16 protein-coding genes are annotated in these 16,427 nt (G+C 43.9%); 13 read left to right on the plus strand and 3 right to left on the minus strand.

Annotated features, from left to right (window positions below; all coding sequences use genetic code 11):
- Nucleotides 1-6 precede the first annotated feature (6 nt).
- The gene (locus tag PNK_RS10110; protein ID WP_059061854.1) at nucleotides 7-2,442 is read right to left on the minus strand and encodes a SurA N-terminal domain-containing protein; all 2,436 of its coding nucleotides are present in this window, start codon (nucleotides 2,440-2,442) and stop codon (nucleotides 7-9) included.
- 493 nt (nucleotides 2,443-2,935) lie between these two features.
- Between PNK_RS10110 and PNK_RS10115 the strand changes: the two genes are divergently transcribed.
- From PNK_RS10115 to PNK_RS10135, 5 genes are all read left to right on the plus strand, one after another.
- Nucleotides 2,936-4,174 carry a hypothetical protein gene (locus PNK_RS10115; protein WP_032123845.1) on the plus strand — a complete coding sequence of 413 codons (1,239 nt, stop codon included), beginning with the start codon at nucleotides 2,936-2,938 and terminating at the stop codon, nucleotides 4,172-4,174.
- A gap of 209 nt (nucleotides 4,175-4,383) precedes the next feature.
- Nucleotides 4,384-4,872, plus strand: a complete 489-nt coding sequence (locus PNK_RS10120) for a phosphate-starvation-inducible PsiE family protein (RefSeq protein WP_059061855.1) — start codon at nucleotides 4,384-4,386, stop codon at nucleotides 4,870-4,872.
- A gap of 100 nt (nucleotides 4,873-4,972) precedes the next feature.
- Nucleotides 4,973-5,419 carry a 1-acyl-sn-glycerol-3-phosphate acyltransferase gene (locus tag PNK_RS10125; protein ID WP_158021785.1) on the plus strand — a complete coding sequence of 149 codons (447 nt, stop codon included), beginning with the start codon at nucleotides 4,973-4,975 and terminating at the stop codon, nucleotides 5,417-5,419.
- Between the two features lie 116 nt (nucleotides 5,420-5,535).
- A complete protein-coding gene (locus PNK_RS10130) occupies nucleotides 5,536-7,122 on the plus strand; it encodes an AMP-binding protein (protein ID WP_158021786.1) in 1,587 nt (528 codons plus the stop codon).
- 457 nt (nucleotides 7,123-7,579) lie between these two features.
- Entirely contained in the window at nucleotides 7,580-7,960 is a 381-nt protein-coding gene (locus PNK_RS10135) for a hypothetical protein (protein ID WP_032123844.1), read from the plus strand.
- A gap of 8 nt (nucleotides 7,961-7,968) precedes the next feature.
- Here PNK_RS10135 and PNK_RS10140 read toward each other — a convergent pair whose 3' ends face one another.
- Together PNK_RS10140 and PNK_RS10145 are read right to left on the minus strand one after the other, a co-directional pair.
- Entirely contained in the window at nucleotides 7,969-8,682 is a 714-nt protein-coding gene (locus tag PNK_RS10140; protein WP_059061860.1) for a lipoyl protein ligase domain-containing protein, read from the minus strand.
- Between the two features lie 153 nt (nucleotides 8,683-8,835).
- Complete coding sequence (locus PNK_RS10145) at nucleotides 8,836-9,564, minus strand: hypothetical protein (protein ID WP_059061863.1); 729 nt, start codon at nucleotides 9,562-9,564, stop codon at nucleotides 8,836-8,838.
- Between the two features lie 217 nt (nucleotides 9,565-9,781).
- Between PNK_RS10145 and rnc the strand changes: the two genes are divergently transcribed.
- From rnc to PNK_RS10185, 8 genes are all read left to right on the plus strand, one after another.
- Entirely contained in the window at nucleotides 9,782-10,501 is a 720-nt protein-coding gene (gene rnc / locus PNK_RS10150) for a ribonuclease III (RefSeq protein ID WP_032123841.1), read from the plus strand.
- Nucleotides 10,502-10,514: 13 nt separating this feature from the next.
- Nucleotides 10,515-11,885, plus strand: coding sequence for a DNA repair protein RadA (gene radA / locus PNK_RS10155; protein WP_059061865.1), 1,371 nt, complete (start codon nucleotides 10,515-10,517; stop codon nucleotides 11,883-11,885).
- A complete protein-coding gene (locus PNK_RS10160; RefSeq protein ID WP_059061867.1) occupies nucleotides 11,869-12,579 on the plus strand; it encodes a hydroxymethylbilane synthase in 711 nt (236 codons plus the stop codon). The genes radA and PNK_RS10160 overlap by 17 nt, the downstream gene beginning before the upstream one ends.
- Complete coding sequence (locus PNK_RS10165; protein ID WP_059061869.1) at nucleotides 12,566-13,213, plus strand: uroporphyrinogen-III synthase; 648 nt, start codon at nucleotides 12,566-12,568, stop codon at nucleotides 13,211-13,213. The genes PNK_RS10160 and PNK_RS10165 overlap by 14 nt, the downstream gene beginning before the upstream one ends.
- Before the next feature lie 239 nt (nucleotides 13,214-13,452).
- A complete protein-coding gene (locus PNK_RS10170) occupies nucleotides 13,453-14,067 on the plus strand; it encodes a Fe-Mn family superoxide dismutase (RefSeq protein WP_059061871.1) in 615 nt (204 codons plus the stop codon).
- A 404-nt stretch (nucleotides 14,068-14,471) separates the two neighbouring features.
- On the plus strand, nucleotides 14,472-15,380 hold the full coding sequence (gene accD, locus PNK_RS10175) for an acetyl-CoA carboxylase, carboxyltransferase subunit beta (protein WP_059061873.1): 909 nt from the start codon (nucleotides 14,472-14,474) through the stop codon (nucleotides 15,378-15,380).
- Between the two features lie 11 nt (nucleotides 15,381-15,391).
- A complete protein-coding gene (gene dut / locus PNK_RS10180) occupies nucleotides 15,392-15,844 on the plus strand; it encodes a dUTP diphosphatase (RefSeq protein ID WP_059061875.1) in 453 nt (150 codons plus the stop codon).
- A gap of 22 nt (nucleotides 15,845-15,866) precedes the next feature.
- On the plus strand, nucleotides 15,867-16,280 hold the full coding sequence (locus tag PNK_RS10185) for a PTS sugar transporter subunit IIA (protein ID WP_231909243.1): 414 nt from the start codon (nucleotides 15,867-15,869) through the stop codon (nucleotides 16,278-16,280).
- Nucleotides 16,281-16,427 lie beyond the last annotated feature (147 nt).

Below are 16,427 nucleotides of genomic sequence, written 5' to 3' on the forward strand. Positions count from 1 at the left end.
TGGGATTTAGTTATCAGATGAAATAGCTTCTGGCTGATTAGCTGGAAGCTCTTGTGGAGTTTGGAGGTAGCTCAAAGAAATCGCATTTTTTTCCTTAATTTTTTCTAAGGCATGCTGCATCAAAACGCGCTGAGCATCGGCAGAAAGCAAGGCTTGTGCTTGCTTAACTTGCTCGGCAACGGCAATTTCTTTTTTAGCTGTATCTTCCCCTCTTTCCTTGACTTGGAAAAAGGCTAAATCTCCATTCACTGGTGCATTCAAAGCAGACCAGCCAGCAACAGGAAGCTCAAAAGCCTCTTGTGCGTTGACTGCATCGATGCGGTCTTGGCGGCTCAGAGTAACAGTTGTTTGCTCTAGCAACCATTGATCTTTAAGCGGCAAGCGGTTTCCAAGCGTATCAGCCTCTTTTGTAGCAGGCTTACGAGCCAATACAGCAGCTTGTGAAGGATCTTTTTCCATTTTTGCTTTAGCTTGCTGTAAAGAAGCATGGAAACGCAGTGACGCTGCTTGATCTTTACTCCAAGTTGCTGGCTCTTTTTCGCCAGCAAGGAGAGCTTTTTGTATTGGCTGTAAAGCTGTCAGCACCTTGCTAAAATATTGATCAGCTACATTGTCACGCACATTTTTAAATGCTTTCCAGTCTTTATTTTCTCTTTGATAAAGTGATGGATTTTGCTCGCGAATAGCAATGTAGTATTTTTCCAATATTTGCGTGCGAACATCATCTAATGTTCCATCAGTAGCGGCTTCAGCAAATGTCAAAATCTCTGGTTGGGCAGCTCTCTCAATCACGCGAATGCGGTAATAGACTTGATTATCTGCTGTGTAGGCTTGCAACAAAGAATGCTCTGCTGGAGCAGCATCTAAGGTGGCTTGATCCAATAATTTGATCAAGTCTTGGCGCTGTTCTTTTTTATCGAGTCCGCTAAAAGGAGTTTTTCCACCCATTGTTCGCAAACCAACGACCATTTTTTGTGGTTCCGCAGCAGCTAAAGCCTGAGCAATCCATTCTGGATGAGAACGAACAATGGCTGTTCTAGCAAATGCATCAACCTTTGAACGAGTAACACTATCTAAGCCATCCAAGGCTTCAAAACGCTCTTCACGAGTCTTACCAGACTTTAAGCCAAGCTCCGGGAATTGAGTCTTAAGAGCAGTCCAATTCTGATCGTCAACTTCCCAGTTCCATAACTCTTTTAGAGCAATGCGGGCTTGCAAATTCTTTTGCGCTGCTTGCGCAACTTCTAAAACATAACGCTTTTGTACGAGCTCGGGGTGAACACGCTCGACTTCTGCCACACTCAAAAACTCTTGAGGCAATGCCAAAGGATCTTTACGGTCTCCTTTACCAACAGCCGCCAAATAAATCTCGAATTTTTGCAATGCATCGTAATTAGAGAGTCTCAAAGCAGAGGGAAGGCGGTAGAGGTCTGCTGTGACACTCTCGTGAGAAAAATCATTGAACTTTTGGTACGCCAAAGTATCGACTAGGGCTGAGTGGCCGGCATCTTCAAAATAGCGACGGAACAAGAGGACTTGTCTCCAGATTTTGATGGCTCGCGCTTGATCCATATTCAGCAGTCTCAACTGCTCGTTGAAATATTCTTCCGGAGAAGCGACGCCCAATGAAGGATTATTTTGATTTTGCTGGTAGCTTAATTGCGTGTTGCGAATCAAATCTGCCATCGCTTCTGCTTTTGACACCTCATACCCTTGCGCTTCTGCTAAAATTGAGGCATTGATGATGAACTCACTGACTAGGCGCGTAAAATGAGGAGTAAACCAATCTTCTATTGTATGGTAACCAAATAATGACAAGTCTAAACGATCAAGTTCCTGATCGGGAGCCAACCAACTATATTGCTTTTCTTGATAACGCAAGACCTGTTTGAGCATCGGAGAAGGAAATTTTTTCTCTGCCAAAAACAACTTCACACGGCTATCGAAAGCTTCCGCATCAGAATCATCTTTTGCAGTTTGCAAAACGTTTAAATGCGTCATCAGGTCAGGAGCAAAATAACTCCAGGCATTCTCTGCACTTAAAAAACGCGCTTGCGGATGAGTATAAAGAGCAAACTTTTTCTCTTTCTCTAAGCGTTTATTGAGAGGCTCGCGCATCTCTTCTTGATAAGCCTGCACAAGCTCTTGTGCCAAGCCAGTTTCAAAAAACTCTTTACGGATGACACCATCATTGAGGAAATTGGGTCCCCATGCACCACCATACAGTCGTTTATCCTCATTGTCAGTCCCCAAAAACATGGCCATCTCATCGACATCTGAGCGAGTCACTTCCCGCCCGTCTACCGCTTTAAAAGCTAACTGCTCACGCCATGTATTTGAACCAAGCGTGCTATAGGTACCAAAAAAGGAAAATGAAATGATAATAACAATGGTAATAACAAAGAAAAAATAGCGTTGATATCTGCGAAAAAAGTCGAGCATGGGTAAAAAACTCCAGATTTAAATCTAACTTTGCCTTATCAGCCTAGTACTTCCCAACCAACTCATCATTGGGTGTGGCTCTTTCAAATGACTTTCTAACTGTCTGAGATGTGAATAATAGAGGATGAGCTTACAGATCAGTTTCTAAAAAATATCTTTCCCTTTAGCAATTTGCCGTCCCATTGGACACAGAAAGAGTTCTTTATTAGGACCATCCATCTTATCAAAAACAATCTTTCCCACAAAACCTTTTTAACCCCAAGAACCGGGTTTTCCCCTCAAAGAGGATGCTCTCTAAATGCCACACCCTCCTCCCTAAATCTCACTCCGCAAGAAAAATAGAATAGATCTAAACAGATACAAACAAAATCAGTTAACTAAAAACAAAAAAAAACAAAACTACAATAACACAAAATTCGATAGCATTAAAAATTAAAAATAAAGTATCATATTGTTTTTAATTAAAATATTTTTATTATATTAGGTCATTTGCATGTTCAATGTCATTAGTCAAGTATCTGATCACTTTCAAGCTTTCTATCAGGGTGATCGATCCTACTATCAGGATCCGGAAGTTGATTTAGAAGCCCAGATGCAGACCTATTCCTTCACGCAACGTCATGCTGAAATTGCAGCGCGCATCACGCAAATTTTTGAAGAAAATCTACCATTTGCCGAAGAGAACTTCCCGGACGAGACTTTCTTTGAAGGAGAAGATTTATCTCCTTTTAAATTCACGGTTGCGGACGCTTTAGTGGATCCAAGCATGACTGAAATGATTAGGGAGGAATTGATCAGGAAAGATTTTACGATTCATACAGGATCGCATACGTCGACTAGCATCGTTCTTGAGCACCCCACAGCGCCTGACTGGCTCATCAAGCAAAATTTCGTTTATAATTGGGGAGACGACAACCGCAAAATCATGCGAGTGGCGTATGCCCGCAATATTCCCTCTTGGTTTTTCCCATTGAGCCGTAAGAGTTTTTCAAGCACACCTCAATTCGTTTGTGCCCCAAACGACGCACTTAATCCACTGCGTGTTGTCGTCATGAAACGGGCGCGGACATGCATCAAACAATTTCAGCTTGACCGCATCGAAGCGTGTAAAGAATATTTATTGAGAATTCCCCATAGCCCAGACAATGCATCTCTGCGCGACAAGTACGTTGTCATTTCAAAAAAAGTTCCCATCCTAAGCGAAGAAGCGAGTTTGCAACGCTATATAGACCTTGCTCGCAGCAGTCCGGAAGAGCTCAAAGAAATCCTTCGCCAAGTTTGCCTTGTGATCAAACATACTCATCTGACCGATATGCATCTACATAACATTCGCTTTGCAGCCGATGGCAGTAACAAGGTGTATCTCTTCGATGGCGAACCTGTTGGAGGATTGATAGATGTTTCGCAAAGCTACATGAAAGGTATTTATAAAGGCCTTGATTTTGCTCTCTTCCCAGTTTTGGGCATGCGCTTTTTGCAAGAGCAAACGGCAAGGCTGTTGAGAGATCGGCAATTTCCTGAGGTTGACATTGCACGCTTTCAAGGCATTTTAGACGCAGTCATCAACCCAGCAGCTGAAAGCATCATCAATGATAGGCGCTGGTATTACTTCAAAATCATCAGCAGCCTCATTTGCCCTTTAATTCCTCTCATTGTAATCATCCAGGGCATTGCAAAAAGCATTTTAAATCATTTCCAACCTCCACTGCACGCCATAGCGCAATTAGCTTAAACCGCTTGAGGGCCTATAAATCTAGCGGGTTACACAAGGCAACCCCTGTACGCAAAATCCCTTGCCATGCCATTAGATTTTTCAAAAGGTCATTTGCAGGCAACCGGATTTGGTCTGCCGCCTCCTCTTACCTTGTTTAAAATTATTTACAGCGTTATACAGTTTTAAAGGTAGATAACAAGAATGGGCTCACAGAGAAAAACGGAGGCATGATGACAAAACACCACACAAATTTTCCACTCGAGGTCGATAGTCGTCTGGTTAGAGGACTGCAAGTGCTCATTTTGATCAGCATCAAGCTACTCGCCTGCTTGATGGCGCTCGTCATTATTTGGTCAGTCATCGACGTCACCTATATTATTTATCAAAAAGCTCTCAATCCTCCTTTTTTACTCGTCAATATTGAGGAGGTCTTGACAACATTTGGAGCCTTTTTAGTCGTATTAATCGCCATCGAAATCTTTCTCAATATCATTTTATATCTACGCAAGGATATGAGCCATCTTCGCTTGGTTGTCGCAACAGCTCTGATGGCGATAGCCCGAAAAGTGATCATTTTAGATTATAAGGAAACAAGCCCTGCACATCTTTGGGGAATAGCCGGAGTCATTGCTGCCTTAGGGCTGGCCTACTGGCTCATCCATTACACCGATCAGTCTCAAATTGATGTCGATAGCTCGGGCGAAAGGCCTGCTTAAGCAGATGGACTCATTACTATGGCTCGTTAGTTCAATTCTCCTATTTTCTGGTATTTATTTGTTATATCATCGCAAAACAATTAAATATCAAGCAGGAATCTTGCTACTTCAAGCTCTTTATCGTTTAAATATAAAGGGATTAGAAAATATCCCTCAGCAGGGGCCCGCATTACTGCTTAGCAATCATCTAACGGGGTTAGAGGCGTTTCTTTTATGGCTGGTCATTGAGCGTCCCATTCGATTCGTTATCAATGAAAGTGACGGACAAAAGTGGTGGCTGAAGGTTTTTATTCGCTTTTTACACGTTATCCAAGTCCCCGAACATGCTGCCCAACAAGGATTGGTTGCCGAAGTTTGCCGGCAGCTTAGGCACGGATACCTCGTTTGTTTTTTTCTATCCAAGCATACGACCCGCGCAGTACTCACTCAAGCCTTTCAAGAATCATTGGCAGAAGCGTCAAAATGTGCGAATTACCTCCTAGTTCCTCTTTACTTAGATTGCAGGTGGGGAGGTTTTGTATCTTTCAAAAACGGATGTTTTTTTTAAAGAGGCCGAGGCAGCTCTCTCGAACATTGAGCATTTTATGTGGAAAACCCCTAACTATATCGCATTCAGCTTGGGAAATTAGGCAAGCCATTGAAAAGCTAAGTTTTGAAGCTTGTATGTCTGAAAAACCACTTTATCGCCCCATTCATCACCTTTTCATCCGCAATGCGAGGCGGTCGCCTTGGAGCCTGTGTCTAGCAGACGAAAAGCATGCCTGCCTATCTCGCTTAACCGTTTTGACAAGAGCCATTCTCACGGCCCGTCACTTAGGCTCCACGCCGCATTTTCTTGGAATTCTCCTCCCAACTAGCCTGCCAGCCTACATTATAAACCTTGCCTGCACTTTTTCTGGACGCCCTATTGTCAACCTCAATTACACAAGCGGTACAGCCAGCTTTTCTTCGGCTCTTAATCAAGCGGGCATTACAACAATTATCACGAGCCGTCTTTGGATAAAAAAGATCTCGCATATCCCAATTCCTGACAAAACCTATCTTTTCATAGAAGACCTCTCAGCTTCATTCTCCCTCCTGGAAAAAGTGCAAGCTCACCTTTTGGGCCTATTCGCGCCTATTAAATGGTTGGAAAAAGCCTGCGGAGCTAAACAAGCCGTTACGGCTGACGATCTTTTGACCATTATCTTTACGAGTGGATCGACTGGAGCACCTAAAGGTGTCTCTCTTACCCATTTCAATGTTACCGCAAATGTCGAAGGCGTAGCCCAGGTCACACCATCTAAGAGCTGCCAAGACAAATTATTGAGCATCCTCCCTTTATTTCACGCCTTCGGCTATATGCACATGTGGCTTGGATTCAATCATTGCTTTGGATCCATTTTACACCACGATCCCTTTGACACCTTGAAAATTGGCGATTTGATCGAACAGCATCGCATCAATATCGTCATGACAACCCCCTCCTTTTTAAAAACGTATTTGAGGCGAATGCCTCCCGAACAATTCTGTTCCGTCCATTGCATATTGACAGGAGCAGAAAAGCTCCCTCTATCTCTACTACTTGCTTTTGAAGAGCGGTTCGGCATCCGCCCCATTGAAGGATATGGCGCCACAGAATGCTCGCCAGTCATCGCAACCAACACCCTAGATTCAAGCTACAGAGGGATTTATCAAACAGGCGCAAAGGCTGGCACCGTTGGACAAGCCATTCCTGGCGTCTTAACCCGTATTGTTGATCCCGAAACCTTTGAAGAGCTCCCAGCAAATCAACTTGGGCTGCTTCTCATTAAAGGACCCAACGTCATGCTAGGCTATCTCGGAAGAGAAGATCTGACCAAAGAAGTGATAAAAGAGGGATGGTATCTGACAAATGACCTGGCTAGTATGGATGAAACAGGCTATTTAACAATCAGGGACCGCCTTTCTCGTTTCAGCAAAATTGGAGGAGAAATGATTCCCCACGGGAAGATCGAAGAAGCCCTGCACTTGGCTGCCGATAAAGAAGAACTTTCGTTTGCTGTCACAGCCGTACCCGATCCTCAAAGAGGAGAACTCCTAGTAGTCGTACATACCCTTCTTCCCGACCAGATTCCCCCTCTTCTCAAACGCTTAAACTCTTTAGGCTTACCCAACCTATTCATTCCAAAACAGGATCACTTTATCCACGTCAATGCACTGCCTTTACTTGGATCAGGCAAAATCGACCTCCAAACCATCAAGACGCTAGCCAATTCAACATTCCTGTAATCAAAATTAAGGTCAGGTCATTCTCGATTAGCCACTCTCAGAGCTAATAGGGTAAAGCTAACTTTCGCAAATAATTTGCAATCAATCGAATCTGATTTTTCCTACCCAAGCCACTCTTTTTGTTAACGTCTATAAAGTAAAATGAGAGTTAGAGGCCTTTAGACCGATTGATTTTAGAGCCTACAGTGATGCAAGGAACTATAGGTAACGGGGATGAAAATAATGAGAACTGGGAGAGCGGCTGATTGCAGATTAAAACAATTCACCAAAGATTGATAGAGAAAAACAACTATATATCAATTAAAAAATACAATTATGCTAATTGTATTTTTTAATTGATATATAATTATTATTTATTTTAATTCAAAATAATTATATAATAATTTAATAATTTAATAATTTAATAATTTAATAATTTAATAATTTAATAATTTAATAATTTAATAATTTAATAATTATGACTACATCAAATCACATTCCTGCAACACCATCTTTAGGTAAGCTGCCCTATGCTGCAGCAGTTGATATCTTATTTGGTTATGCGTATGGAGTCGTCTTTAAGGTCGACCCAAAAATACCTGCGTTAGCATTGGCTGCTTGGACAGTAGCGGATTGCATCATCTTAAATATGGTTTCTCAACCTTTAGGATTATCGCCGCAAAACAAGATGAAAATGTACACTTTCACTCACCTAGCAGTGAATGCAATCGCTATAGCTGCTTGGCGTCATCTCAAGCTAATTAATCAGACAGGAACAATTGTCTTGAGTGCTTTGGCTGTTCTTCTGCTGGCGGGTCATTTGAATGCGATTCAACACATGCCCTCTTCCGCAAAATAGATCACGCCCTAAGTAGCCATCACAGCGGCTTTAATGAGTTCTTTGAGTATGAGACGCGCCTCGCATAGTTCTTGATCCGTCCATCCATCTTGAAGCAGGCAAAAGCTGTGTTGCTGCATGGCTGAAACTACGCTCTGTTCATTTTTAAGCACGTCTTGTAAAAGGGCGATGGGAGGCAAAGCAAGGGACAGGCTCCCTTGATGCAGCAGACCTAGCTTAGTACGGCGTTGAGCCGCTCCCCCTACTTTTCTACCTTGAATAATCAGATCATATTGAGTCGGCTTGGCCATACAAAATCCATGGCAATCTGCTTCGCATGCCGGCTCTTCTGCCAAAAGGATTGGCTTAAGCGAGTGGCTCGTAAATTGCTGGACGGCCTTTGCAATGCGTCGATTAATCAAGGCATAGTTATCTAAAGTATTAACTGATAATCCGGGATAGGAAGAGGGAATAAGCAATGAAAAGGCGAGATCGGTTAAATGAAAGATAATCCCTCCCCCAGTGGGACGGCGGGCCATGTCGAGTTGATGGTGGTTCAACGCCGATGGCTCTAAATAGCGGGCGGGATCGGTAAAATAACCATAAGTCAAGCAAGGACGACTCCACTCATACAAATGGAGGCAGGGTTGGCTAGACGGCTGAAGATGCCGCAACAAGTCGGCATCTTTTTCCATGATAGCAGCTGGAGGTAAACGTCCAGAATCGATGACCTGCCATTGCATGTTTTACTCCTTAGTGGGCTAGCTACAAAATTGGATCGGTTGATTTGTCTACTAAAATTGCCTAAAAGTTGCAAAAATTGCTCGCAATACTATTTTTTTGCAACTTTCCAGATTTTATGGCGGCAAAGCAACCTGATCATATTTGACTTTCTCTTAACGATAGACAATTGGGTTGAGTCGGTCGTTAAGCTTGTCATTGAAGACATACCCCAGGTGCTTCAATGTGTGCGTATGAGGATCGCGCGTTTGCAACTGATAGTGTGCTGTCATCTGCGTATAAACGATCAGGTAAAAGCGCTGGCCCGGGTGGGCATATAAATTGTGAAGATTGACGGCAGCTTGGGGATTAAAATAGATCGCGCGTCCAGGCTGACTCGGATAGATGTCAATGCCCTCTACAGGCACCGTTTCTTCTGGGATTGATTGCCCTGTTGCTCCAAGGCACAACATCAACCCACAAACAACACCTTGCAAGCAGCTGATCGTTTCCAGATCCGTTGTTTGCTCGATAAATTGAGTATAGACTTTTTGTGTTTGCTCAGGACCAAATTTTGCTTGATAGCGAGCTGGAAAGAGTTGATCGTATCCAAGGCGTAACGGTTTTTTTTCGATCAATTCAGAAGCAATTTCTGCAAATCGAGCCTGGCACACATATTTTCTTAAGGCTTCATTTGCGCGAGACAAATCCCTGCCTTGGGCGAAAAAACTTTCCGATGGAAGCAGTTTTAGTCGTTCGACTGGCATTGAAAGCCGTTCTGCTAGAGCTTGATCCACGGCCTGATTGAATAATTTCAATTGATCGGAAGATAAGAAATCTTCGAATTCAATGATTCCTTGTTTTTGAAAAAAATCTCTATGTTCTTTCGCAATGGCAAATTTCATAACACCAACAATGCAATTAATTAATAGTTTAGGTCTTAGAAGATGCTAACTAAGAGGGTGTTGACATCATCTGGAATGGGAAGAGCTGGGCTTGATCCCAAAATCAATTTTTTAGCTATCTCGTTATAAATCGTAAAAGTCGAATTTTCAGGAGTTTCGTATAGATAGTTGACTATAAGGCTAGCAGAAAAATGGATTGTTGCCTAGAATACTTTATATGAATCAGATCGAACAATTAATTCAACACGCTTCTGCCATCGAGGCAAAACTAGGCTATGCATTTAAAGACCATTCTTTACTTGCCTTAGCTTTTGTTCATCGCTCCTTTATTAATGAAAATCGGGATATAACTCAGCATAACGAACGCCTCGAATTTCTAGGCGATTCTGTTTTAGGGATGCTTATTTCCGATTATCTCTACCGACATCTCCCCTCGACTCCTGAAGGGCAGCTCTCCTATCTTCGTTCAAGATTGGTCGAGGCAAGCTCATGCGTCAACTACATTCAAGCACTAAACATCGGCAATTATCTATTGCTTGGCAAGGGTGAGCGGATGAATGATGGGCGCGGCCGGGAATCCATTTTAGCCGATCTTTTTGAAGCCATCATTGGCGCGATTTATTTAGATGGGGGCATTGAAGCTGCTCGACATTTCTTATTCAAAAACTTTACTAAACAGATCGAAATGATTTTGGCTACTCCTTTGCGCAATTGGAAAGCCATTCTGCAAGACTATTGCCAAAAGAAATATCAGCAGACCCCCCTGTACAATGTCTTACAAGAATCGGGGCCCGATCATAGCAAGGTCTTTCAAATCTCAGTCTTAATCCAGCAGCAAGAACTTGGCCGCGGCATGGGAGCCTCCAAAAAAGAGGCGCAACAAGCCGCTGCAGCCGATGCTCTGTCTCGATTCAATCTCCCAGAACTTTTTCCTTAAGGAGTGCCTCTTCATGGCCAAACAAAAGAGCGTTTGGTTCTGCTCAGACTGCGGACATAAACAGCTAAAATGGCTGGGACAATGCCCCTCTTGCCATCAATGGAATACCTTCCAAGAGGAATTAGAACTCTCCTCTTTACCGCGCCGCTTTGAGGCTCAAGCCGTGGCTCCTAGCCGTCCCATTAAACTGAAAGAAGTTAAGCTACAAGAGACCCCTCGCATCCTCACACGCATTGGCGAATGCGACCGCCTGTTTGGCGGAGGAATCGTTCCAGGCTCCCTAACGCTGGTTGGCGGTGATCCGGGCATTGGAAAATCGACGCTGCTCCTTCAGCTCTCCTATGCTCTCGCGCAGCAAGGACTGGTGGTCTTATATATTTGCGGGGAAGAATCGGTCGATCAAACCTCCTTGCGTGCAAGTAGACTTGGCATTCAAACGGATAATCTTTTTCTCCTTTGTGAAACCAATTTCTCACTCATTAAGTCGCAAATCGATCAACTCAACCCTGACGTGTTGATCGTCGATTCGATTCAAATCGTTTACAAGAGCGAGATCACCTCTGCCCCCGGCTCTGTCTCCCAGGTAAGAGAAACAACGACCGAATTCATGCATTTAGCTAAAGGCCGAGGCATTTCTACTTTCTTGATCGGGCATGTTACCAAATCGGGTGAAATTGCAGGCCCCCGTGTATTGGAACACTTGGTTGACACGGTCCTGTACTTCGAAGGGGACAAACAGCACCACTATCGCATGATTCGCGTCGTGAAAAACCGCTTTGGTCCAACCGATGAAATTGCCGTTTTCCAAATGAAACACTCCGGTCTTGTCGAAGTACCCAATCCCTCTGAGATCTTTCTCGAAGAAAGGAGAAAGGAAAGCATTGGATCCGTCATTATTCCAACACTCGAGGGATCACGCCCCATTTTGATCGAAGTACAAGCACTTGTCACAGAAACAGTTTTCAGCACCCCTTCGAGACGCTGCACTGGACTAGATCAAAATCGCCTTGCCCTCCTGCTCGCCGTATTAGAAAAGCGAATGGGTTACCAGCTTCACAAATGCGATGTCTTTGTTTCGGTAGCCGGCGGCTTGCGCATCACGGAACCCGCAATCGACCTTGGCCTTTTACTAGCTTCAGCCTCATCCATGCGCAACCTGATCATCGATCCAGAAACAACGGTTGTTGGAGAAGTAGGACTTGGCGGAGAGGTACGCAGCGTGCCACGGATAGAGAGTCGCTTAAAAGAAGCCATTCACATGGGATTTAAACGTTGTATTATTCCCAAGCGCAATGTAAAAGGAATAGCCGAAGATATTCGTCAAAAAATCACTATCCAAGGCGTTGAATTTGTCGAGGAGGCTGTCGATGCGCTGCTCAAATAATCTCTCTGCTTCTCACAACATCCCTGTTGGAGCCCGCTCCTCCCCTCTTTCGAGAGCCCAGGTCAAAGAGGTATTAGAGGCCTTACACATGTATCATCCAACAATCCATTTCGACATGCACTATTTTTCAACGACTGGTGACCAAGACCTTGCCACCTCTTTGAGAACTCTTGCCAAAACAGACTTCTTTACAAAAGAAATTGACGAAGCTGTCCTTGCCGGCCATTGCCGCATAGGCGTCCATTCGGCTAAGGACCTTCCAAGCCCGCTTCCTCATGGGCTCGAATTGATCTGCCTGACTAAGGGTGTCGATCCAGCCGATGTACTCGTTATGCGTGATGGAGACACATTGGCAACTCTGCCACCACAAGCTCGCATTGCAACCTCTTCCATACGAAGAGAAGAGTGTGTCAAGCTATTGCGAAATGACCTAGCTTTTTGCGACCTGAGAGGAACGATCGATAAGCGCCTAACTAAGCTTGAATCAAGGGAAGCCGATGGAGTCGTCGTGGCAGAAGCAGCCCTCATACGCCTTGGCCTCACCCATCTAAATCGCATCCGTCTGCCTGGAACAACGACGGAGGGTCAAGGGCAACTGGCGATACTTTCGCGCAAAGACGACCATGCCATGAAAACGCTCTTTAGCTGCCTAGATATCCGTTCAGCCATAGCCGATAGAAATGGCGCCCCTTAAACAGGTTTTGTATACGGGTCTCGATCCAAGCCATTATCAAGGAACTGGACAGATTACCCATTGTCCGCTGATTCAAATTATCCCCCGCCCCCTAACCGACCCCTCTTTGCAATCGGCTTTCTCCGCTTTTCACTCTTATACTCATCTCATCATCACATCCAAAACAACCATTCCCATTTTGCAGGCCTATCTTCAGCAAATGGGTTTCTCTCTAGCCGATTGCCAAGCGAAGACGACCATTGCGGTTGGAAAGATCACAGCTTTTCATTTGCGGGCCCAAAATATAGAGCCCATCATTGCAAAAGATGAAACGGCTGAAGGGGTGGTTGCCGAACTCCAAGAGCTCAAGCTGGAAAAAGCCTTCATTTTTTGGCCCCACTCGGCACAGGCCCGCCCAATCATCCCTCTTTTTCTCCAAGAGCAATGCATCCGTTTCTTAGCATGCCCCTTATACGATACACTACCCTTGCGACCACCCACTTTGCCTCATTTAGATCAATTTGAAGAAATTGTATTTACGAGCCCCTCAACAATCCATGCTTTCTTGGACGTTTTTGGTTCGCTGCCTGCAAGCAAGCTTTTGACTCCCATCGGCCCCATCACAAAAAAATGCTTACATGAGCACTTAGGTTAATAGGGCAGAGACAGGGGCAAAGACATGCAGAGGGGGTTATACCGTTCTTCGCAGTATCAAACACCTGTAATATCCCGTCTCTTCACCTCTTCGCGCAATCGTTAGGCCCCGCTTGAGCATTTCCCAATTTTCTCGTTTCGTTAGGTTCAGAAAAATCCCTCAATGCCCAAGGCTTGCTTAATTAGTCTTTTTTGTTCAAAATGGCGATAAGAATAAAAAAACTTTAACATGGAGTCTATATGAGCCAACCTTACCAACTCCCTCCTCTACCTTATGATTTTGGAGCCCTAGAGCCAGTCATTAGTGCTGAGATTATGACACTGCATTACACAAAGCACCACCAAACCTATGTAAACAACTTGAATAAAGCATTAGAACAGTATGCTGAAGCCGAGCAAAAAAGAGATCTAGGCGCTATGATTGCGCTGCAGTCTGCCATTAAATTTAATGGTGGTGGCAATGTCAACCATTCTATTTTTTGGACCAATCTAGCACCAAAAGACCAGGGAGGCGGAGAAGCTCCTGAAGGCGATTTGGCAGAGGCTATTAATCAAGAGTTTGGATCGTTGCAGACGCTAATCGATCAGCTAAGCGCCAAGTCTGTTGCCATCCAAGGTTCCGGCTGGGGCTGGCTCGGCTACGATAAAGCCACTACGCGTTTAGCGATCTCCACTTGTGACAATCAAGACCCTTTATCGACCAAAGGCCTAGTTCCTCTTCTTGGTATCGACGTATGGGAGCATGCTTACTATTTGCAGTATAAAAACGTACGAGCAGACTACGTTAAAAATATTTGGAGCATTGTCAATTGGAAGAACGTTGCCGAACGCTATCAAAACGCCAAGGCAAAATAAATCAGCGTCTAATGGTAAGGTCCTTGGACCTTACCATTCTTTCTCTTTTTCCCTTCTGCTTCATTAGCCTGTATCTTCCATCCAAGCTTGCTAGCCACTTATTTTTTGAAGTGCTCTTTTAAAATTTATGAACTCGTTAAGAGAAAAGACGATGAGTTAGAAAAGCACTTGTATTATTCCATACTGTCCATTAATATTATTTTGTTTTGGTGAAATATTTCTTGTTTTTCATTAAAAACTCACTTTACGCAAAAGATCCAATCGTTCATCTACGCCTTTTTAAGGTAAAGAGAGTTAAAGACCTAATTTTGCTTATCGGCCTAAAACGTGAGTTGTACGCAAACCCTCACGATCGATTTTTGCGTATTAAAGCTGTGTCAAAAACTTAATCAATTGAGATTTAGATGGGATTATTTTCTCGTGATAAACCAAAAATTAAAATCCAAACGACAAAAAAAGATGGGTTTAGTGGCTGGTTGAAATGCACTCATTGCAATGAACTCATACATGCCAATGAGTTGGAGCAAAACAGCAATTGTTGCCCCAAATGTGACTATCACTATCGCCTTTCGACAGAAGACCGCATCAAGAGCTTGAGTAATCCCGATACATTTGAACCCCTCTTTAATGACCTCCAACCAGTCGACACCCTAAAATTTGTTGATACAGAAGCCTATCCCAAACGCCTTGCCAATGCCCAGGAAAAATCTAGCAGCAATGAAGCTGTGGTTGTGGGAACATGCTATCTGGATAAGCATAAAATCGCCTTAGGCGTTTTAGACTTTAGCTTCATGGGCGGTTCCATGGGCTCGGTCGTTGGAGAGCGCTTGACCCGCTTGATTGAACATGCACTGCAAGAGCAGCTGCCTTTAATCATCGTCTCGACCTCAGGCGGGGCCCGCATGCAGGAATCGATCTTATCTTTGATGCAAATGGCCAAAACGTCGGGTGCTTTAGCTAAGTTGCATGAAGCGCAAATCCCCTACATTTCTGTGTTAACCAATCCCACGACAGGCGGAGTAACTGCCTCTTTTGCGTCTCTTGGAGATATCATCGTCGCAGAACCCAATGCACTCATTTGCTTTGCCGGTCCACGCGTCATCGAGCAAACTATTGGACAACAGCTCCCTCCCGGCGCTCAGAAATCAGAATTTTTACTTAAACATGGCATGATTGACTGCATCATTAAGCGGCATGAACTCAAGTCAAAGCTGGCGGAATTAGTAGACTTCTTGAAAGGCAACTCTGAAGAGGGTGATGCCTTTTCTTCCCAAGGTTCCAGCAAAAAAAATCCTCTCACCAATAAAAATTAACGAGTGTGTGCATGCATAATCAACAGCATAATAGCCTAGATATTCCTACAATAATTGAAGATGAAGAGCTATTACCCTTCTATATGACATCTGAAGCCGCGGGCGCTGATGTCAAAGCTTATTTAAAAGAACCTTTAGAAGTCGCTCCTGGTCAATCTGTTTTAGTGCCAACAGGCATGAGCTTTGCCATTCCAGCCGGTTACGAGATCCAAGTTCGTCCAAGAAGCGGTTTAGCACTCAAGCATCAGATTACAGTTTTAAATACTCCCGGCACAATCGATTCTGACTATCGCGGAGAAGTTAAAATCATTTTGATCAATCATGGCGCAAAGCCATTTATCATCGAGCCAGGCATGAGAATTGCCCAATTAGTTTTAGCGCCAGTTTTACGTGCCAATTTTATTCGCGCCAACGAACTAGCAACAACACAGCGTGGAATGGGGGGATTTGGTCATACAGGTTAGGCCAAGTCAACATGGATAAATCATGATGAAAATGCCCCTTTCTCACTACATGGATCCTCGGTTAGTCGTTTTTTTAAACGCTGACAGCCGTGATGAAACTTTACAGCGGCTCGTCCACGTCATTTATCAAGCCGATAAATTGAAGAATGAAGAGTTATTCTATAAAGCCATCATAGAAAGAGAAAAAATCGTTTCTACAGGCATTGGAATGGGTGCTGCCATTCCGCATGCCAAACTCCCCTCTTACGATCAATTTTTTATTGCCGTTGGGATTTTACAGAAGCCCGTCGAATGGAATGCATTAGATGGGGCTCCCGTTCGCTTGATTTTTATGATTGGAGGGCCCGATGATAAGCAAACAGAATATCTTCAATTACTATCTAATTTGACCCATGCCATTAAAGATGAAGAGAGGCGAAAAAACTTCTCTCTTTAACCCAACCCGATGCCATCATCGAATTATTTCAGACCGTTTGCTGATACATAAGTCTATTAAATAGAAGAGATAATTGACTTTTTAAACCTCGCTAAACCCTTGAATCAACCAGTTAAAAAGATTTCCGGTTGCCCAAAAGCAAATTTT

This window comes from Candidatus Protochlamydia naegleriophila, assembly GCF_001499655.1.
In the GTDB taxonomy this organism is placed as follows: domain Bacteria; phylum Chlamydiota; class Chlamydiia; order Chlamydiales; family Parachlamydiaceae; genus Protochlamydia; species Protochlamydia naegleriophila.

Excerpts from the sequence above, each read along its gene's own strand:
- PNK_RS10115 (WP_032123845.1), top strand. The coding sequence starts at position 2,936 with ATGTTCAATGTCATTAGTCAAGTATCTGATCACTTTCAAGCTTTCTAT.
- PNK_RS10130 (WP_158021786.1), top strand. The coding sequence starts at position 5,536 with ATGTCTGAAAAACCACTTTATCGCCCCATTCATCACCTTTTCATCCGC.
- dut (WP_059061875.1), top strand. The coding sequence starts at position 15,392 with ATGCATAATCAACAGCATAATAGCCTAGATATTCCTACAATAATTGAA.
- PNK_RS10120 (WP_059061855.1), top strand. The coding sequence starts at position 4,384 with ATGATGACAAAACACCACACAAATTTTCCACTCGAGGTCGATAGTCGT.
- PNK_RS10165 (WP_059061869.1), top strand. The coding sequence starts at position 12,566 with ATGGCGCCCCTTAAACAGGTTTTGTATACGGGTCTCGATCCAAGCCAT.
- rnc (WP_032123841.1), top strand. The coding sequence starts at position 9,782 with ATGAATCAGATCGAACAATTAATTCAACACGCTTCTGCCATCGAGGCA.
- PNK_RS10185 (WP_231909243.1), top strand. The coding sequence starts at position 15,867 with ATGATGAAAATGCCCCTTTCTCACTACATGGATCCTCGGTTAGTCGTT.
- PNK_RS10135 (WP_032123844.1), top strand. The coding sequence starts at position 7,580 with ATGACTACATCAAATCACATTCCTGCAACACCATCTTTAGGTAAGCTG.
- PNK_RS10145 (WP_059061863.1), bottom strand. The coding sequence starts at position 9,564 with ATGAAATTTGCCATTGCGAAAGAACATAGAGATTTTTTTCAAAAACAA.
- radA (WP_059061865.1), top strand. The coding sequence starts at position 10,515 with ATGGCCAAACAAAAGAGCGTTTGGTTCTGCTCAGACTGCGGACATAAA.
- PNK_RS10160 (WP_059061867.1), top strand. The coding sequence starts at position 11,869 with ATGCGCTGCTCAAATAATCTCTCTGCTTCTCACAACATCCCTGTTGGA.
- PNK_RS10140 (WP_059061860.1), bottom strand. The coding sequence starts at position 8,682 with ATGCAATGGCAGGTCATCGATTCTGGACGTTTACCTCCAGCTGCTATC.
- accD (WP_059061873.1), top strand. The coding sequence starts at position 14,472 with ATGGGATTATTTTCTCGTGATAAACCAAAAATTAAAATCCAAACGACA.
- PNK_RS10110 (WP_059061854.1), bottom strand. The coding sequence starts at position 2,442 with ATGCTCGACTTTTTTCGCAGATATCAACGCTATTTTTTCTTTGTTATT.
- PNK_RS10170 (WP_059061871.1), top strand. The coding sequence starts at position 13,453 with ATGAGCCAACCTTACCAACTCCCTCCTCTACCTTATGATTTTGGAGCC.